4 protein-coding genes are annotated in these 4,309 nt (G+C 67.5%); 2 read left to right on the top strand and 2 right to left on the bottom strand.

What is annotated here, in order from left to right; translation table 11 throughout:
* Positions 1 to 557 (top strand): sensor histidine kinase (locus AC3XYG_RS19105; RefSeq protein ID WP_489141445.1); only part of this gene is annotated, 557 nt, incomplete at its 5' end.
* Complete coding sequence (locus AC3XYG_RS19100; RefSeq protein ID WP_489141444.1) at positions 550 to 915, top strand: response regulator; 366 nt, start codon at positions 550 to 552, stop codon at positions 913 to 915. The genes AC3XYG_RS19105 and AC3XYG_RS19100, both read left to right, overlap by 8 nt.
* A 205-nt stretch (positions 916 to 1,120) precedes the next feature.
* Here the strand turns inward: AC3XYG_RS19100 and AC3XYG_RS19095 are convergent, their stop codons facing one another.
* Both AC3XYG_RS19095 and AC3XYG_RS19090 read right to left on the bottom strand, forming a co-directional pair.
* Entirely contained in the window at positions 1,121 to 3,409 is a 2,289-nt protein-coding gene (locus AC3XYG_RS19095; protein WP_489141443.1) for a xanthine dehydrogenase family protein molybdopterin-binding subunit, read from the bottom strand.
* A partial coding sequence (locus AC3XYG_RS19090) for an FAD binding domain-containing protein (RefSeq protein ID WP_489141442.1) occupies positions 3,406 to 4,309 on the bottom strand: 904 nt, incomplete at its 5' end. The genes AC3XYG_RS19090 and AC3XYG_RS19095, both read right to left, overlap by 4 nt.

Genomic DNA, 4,309 nt, shown 5'->3' with positions numbered 1-4,309 from the left:
CGGTGCAGTCGATCGTCTGGCAGGCCCTGCGGAACACGTCCGATCCCGAGGTGCTGCGGGATTCCATCGAGTCGCGCCTGTTCGCCCTGTCCCGGTCGCACGACCTGCTGACCCACGAGAACTGGGAAGGGGCCGGGCTTCTCGACCTGGTCAAAGCGGCCCTGGAGCCGTTCGGGGTGGCCAATGGGCGGTCGGAGCATTTTTCCATCACCGGCGGAAACATCCGCGTCTCGCCGAAAGCCGCCCTCGCCCTCGGCATCGCCTTCCACGAACTCGCGACCAATGCGGTCAAGTACGGCGCGTTTTCCAACAAGACCGGATCCGTCCTGATCTCATGGACGGTGGAGGCATCGCCGAAGGGCGATCGGCTGGTTCTGCGCTGGCAGGAGACGGGTGGGCCACCTGTGCTGCCCCCGTCCCGCAAGGGGTTCGGGTCGCGGGTCATCGAGCGCGGCCTGGCCCACGAGCTGGAGGGGACGGTCGCCCTCGACTACCCTGCCGACGGCGTGATCTGCACGGTCGACTTTCCTGCACCGAACGGTGCCCGGGATGGATAAGCCGCTGGCCGGCCGGCGCGTCCTCGTGATCGAGGATGAAATGCTGGTCCTCATCATGATCGAGGACATGCTGGCCGACCTCGGCTGCGCGTCGGTGACGGCCGCCGCCACGGTGACCCAGGCCCTCGCCCTGATCGAGGCGCAGGCCTTCGATATTGCCATGTTGGATATGAACCTGAATGGCGACACGACTTACGCCGTGGCCGACGCGCTCACCGCGCGCGGGGTGCCGTTCGTCTTCTCGACGGGCTATAGCGGCCACAGCGTGAAGGAGAGCTATCGCGACCGGCCCGTTTTGAAGAAGCCCTTCATGGACCGGCAATTGGCCGAGATTCTTACACGCGTGCTTCCGCGCTGATCGCCAATCGGCGGTCGCCTGGCAGGGATGGTGGCTGACAATTTCGACTTCCAGGCTGCCAGCTTGCGGCGAAGAGCGTCTCCATTCCTGGATTCACGATGGGTCGGCTTCGTCCACTTTGCTAACTCTTGTCGGGCCGCCGTGCGCCTCCGAAGCGGACATTTCGGGGCACAGATCGGCCCAGCGCGAGAATGGTTAGGCCGCGCTATTCCAGGAGCAGTTTGTCGAGCGTGATCGGAAGGTCCCTGATCCGTTTGCCGGTGGCATTGTAGACGGCATTGGCGATCGCCGCGGCCACGCCAGTGATGCCGATCTCGCCGATACCGTGCAGGCCGAGCGGCGTGTGTGGATCGGGAATGTCGTTCCAGATCACATCGATCTCGGGCACGTCGAGATGTACCGGAACATGGTATTCGGCGAGCGACGGGTTCATGAAGCGGCCGCTGCGCTCATCGAACAGGGCCTCTTCGGTGAGCGCCATGCCGATCCCCATGATGATGCCGCCCCGGAACTGGCTCGCCGCCGTCTTGGGATTCAGGATGCGGCCGGTGTCGAACGACCCCAGCCAGCGCGAAACCCGCACCTCGCCCGTGATCCCGCTGACGCGCACTTTGCAGAACTGCGCGCCATAGGAGTGCATCGAGTACTTCGTGAGCTCGGTCGGCTTCGGCGCATCGGCCTCGCATTCGAGATGGTCCCGCCCGGCCTGGCGCAGGATCGACTGATAGCTCTCGCCACGGCCGGGGTCGTCGATGCGGAAGAGACCGCCGTCGCGCGCCTCCACCTCGTCCGGGCGGGCCCCCGCCAGGGGGGACTCGCTCCCAGCCAGCGCCAGCAGCTCCTTCACCAGCGCCTCGCTTGCGGCGATCACGGCGGCGGCGACGCTGGCCGTCTGGCAGGAGCCGCCGGCGATCGGACTGTTCGGCATGTCGGTGTCGCCGTATTCGAAGGTGACCTGGTCGATCGCCAGGCCCAGCCGCTCGGCGGCGTGCTGTGCCTGCACCGTCGCCGTGCCCATGCCCATCTCATGCGCCGCGGCCCGGACCACGGCGTGGCCGTTGCCGGTCAGGCGGATGAGCGCAGCGCCGGGCCGCCGGTAATAGGGATAGGTGGCGGTCGCCACGCCTTGCCCGATCAGCCATTCGCCGTCGCGCCGGGAACGCGGCTCCGCACTGCGATCGGCCCAGCCGAAGCGCTCCGCGCCCCGCCGATAGGCTTCGACCAGGTTGCGGCTGGAAAAATCCGTGCCCTTCTCCGGGTCCTTGTCCGGCTCGAAACGCCGGCGCAGTTCGATCGGATCGATGCCGCCGGCGACGGCCAGTTCATCGATGGCGGATTCCAGCGCGAAGGTGCCGACCGCCTCCCCGGGCCCGCGCATAGCCGTGTTGGCGACCATGTCGAGTTCGACGACCTTCTGCTGCAGCAGCATCGTGTCGGCTGCATAGAGATGCCGTGCCGGGAAGGTGAACTGCTCCGGGAACGAGTTGTGCGAGACGACCGCGGTGGTCCCGGTGTGGATCAGGGCGCCAAGCGTCCCGTCGGTCTTTGCTCCGAGCGCGACCCGCTGCTGTGAAAGCGTGCGGCCGCCGGTGATCCGGAACACGCCTTCGCGCGAGAGGACAAGGCGCACGGGCCGCTGCACCAGCTTCGCCGCCGCGACGCAGAGCAGAGTGTGGTTCCAGACACCCTTGCTGCCGAAGGCGCCGCCGACGAACGGCGCCAGGACGCGAACCTTCTCCTCCTCCAGTCCGAAGGCCGTCGCCAGGGTATAGCGCGCAGCCCGCAGCACCTGCGACGTATCGTGGACAGTAAAGGCGTCGTCGCCGTCCCATTGGGCCGTCGAGGCGTGCAGCTCGATCGCGCCATTGTAGTGGCGGGGCGTTCGATAGACCGCGTCGACATGAAACGCGGCGTCCGCGAGCGCGGCTTCGGCATCCCCGATCTTCACCTCCGGCGGCTGGCCAAGAATGCTTTTCGGCATCTGGGCGTCTGGCAGCAGGGCCTCGAAGGCCAGGGCGGGCTGCTCGCGATCGTAATCGACACGCACCAGCGAGGCGGCGTGGTCGGCGGCTTCCTGCGTTTCGGCAATCACGACGGCGACCGGCTGGCCATTCCAGCGCACGGCATCGTCCTGCATCACCGGCAGGTCGCTCATGGCAGCGCCGTTCGGATCGCGCACCATCGCCGGCGGGGCCTTCATCTTCGGGCAGTTCTCATGCGTCATGACGGCGATGACGCCCGGCGTCTGGTACGCAGTGGTGCTGTCGATGCGGGTGATGCGGCCGCGGGCGATGGTGCTGCAGACCACCGCCGCATAGACCAACCCCTCCAACTGAACCTCGGCCGTGAAGCGCGCCGTGCCGGTCACCTTCAGCAGCCCATCGACCCGGGACAGGGGCCGACCCACCACCCGGCCGGCGCCGATCAGCGGGTCCGCCGGCCTGTCGGGCATCAGCTTCGCGACGGTCTCGATGGCTTTCTGCACGATGCTCATGACCGCGCCTCCCCATGCCCGGCCAGTTCGGCCAGCGCGTTGACGATCAACCGTCGGGCAAGCTCGATCTTGAACCCGTTCCAGGCGAGGCCGACCGCGTCGTTCAACTCGGCTTCGGCGGCACGGCGGAAGCTGACTTCGGTCGCCGGCGCGCCCCGCAGCGCATGTTCGGCCTTGGCCGCACGCCAAGGCTTGGGCGCGACGCCGCCGAGCGCCAGCCGGACATCCCGGACCGTTCCGCTCTCCTCATCGATATCGAGAGCGGCGGCAACCGACACCAGCGCGAATGCGTAGCTCGCGCGGTCGCGCGCCTTGCGGTAGGTCGAGCGTATGGCGAATGGCAGCGCCGGCAGTTCGACCCCGGCGATCAGTTCGCCGGACATGAGCTCGGTCTCGATATCGGGCGTCTCGCCGGGAAGCCGGTGCAGATCCGTCAGCCCAAGTGCGCGAGACCCCTGCGGGCCCTCGAGATGGACGAACGCGCCCAGTGCCACCAGGGCCACGCACATGTCCGATGGATGGGTGGCAACGCAATGGGGCGACGCGCCCAGGATCGCATGGAAGCGGTTGAAGCCATCGACTGCGTCACAGCCGGTGCCCGGCGCGCGCTTGTTGCAGCGCGCGGCATCGTCATAGAAATAGGTGCATCGCGTCCGCTGCAGGATGTTGCCGCCGACCGTCGCCATGTTGCGGATCTGGCCCGATGCGCCGGACAGGATTGCGCGCGAGAGCACCGGATAGCGGGCACGTACGCCCTGATGCTCGGCGACCGCGGTGTTGCGTGCCGCTGCCCCGATGACGATACCACCGTCCTCGCGCTCCTCGATTGCGGTCGAAAGATCCGTGACATCGACGAGCGAGGTCGGCCGCTCGATCGTCTCGCGCATCAGATCGACGAGG

The organism is Inquilinus sp. (assembly GCF_057815775.1).
This window is presented reverse-complemented; position numbering and strand designations above follow the sequence as displayed.

Excerpts from the sequence above, each read along its gene's own strand:
- AC3XYG_RS19100 (WP_489141444.1), top strand. The coding sequence starts at position 550 with ATGGATAAGCCGCTGGCCGGCCGGCGCGTCCTCGTGATCGAGGATGAA.
- AC3XYG_RS19095 (WP_489141443.1), bottom strand. The coding sequence starts at position 3,409 with ATGAGCATCGTGCAGAAAGCCATCGAGACCGTCGCGAAGCTGATGCCC.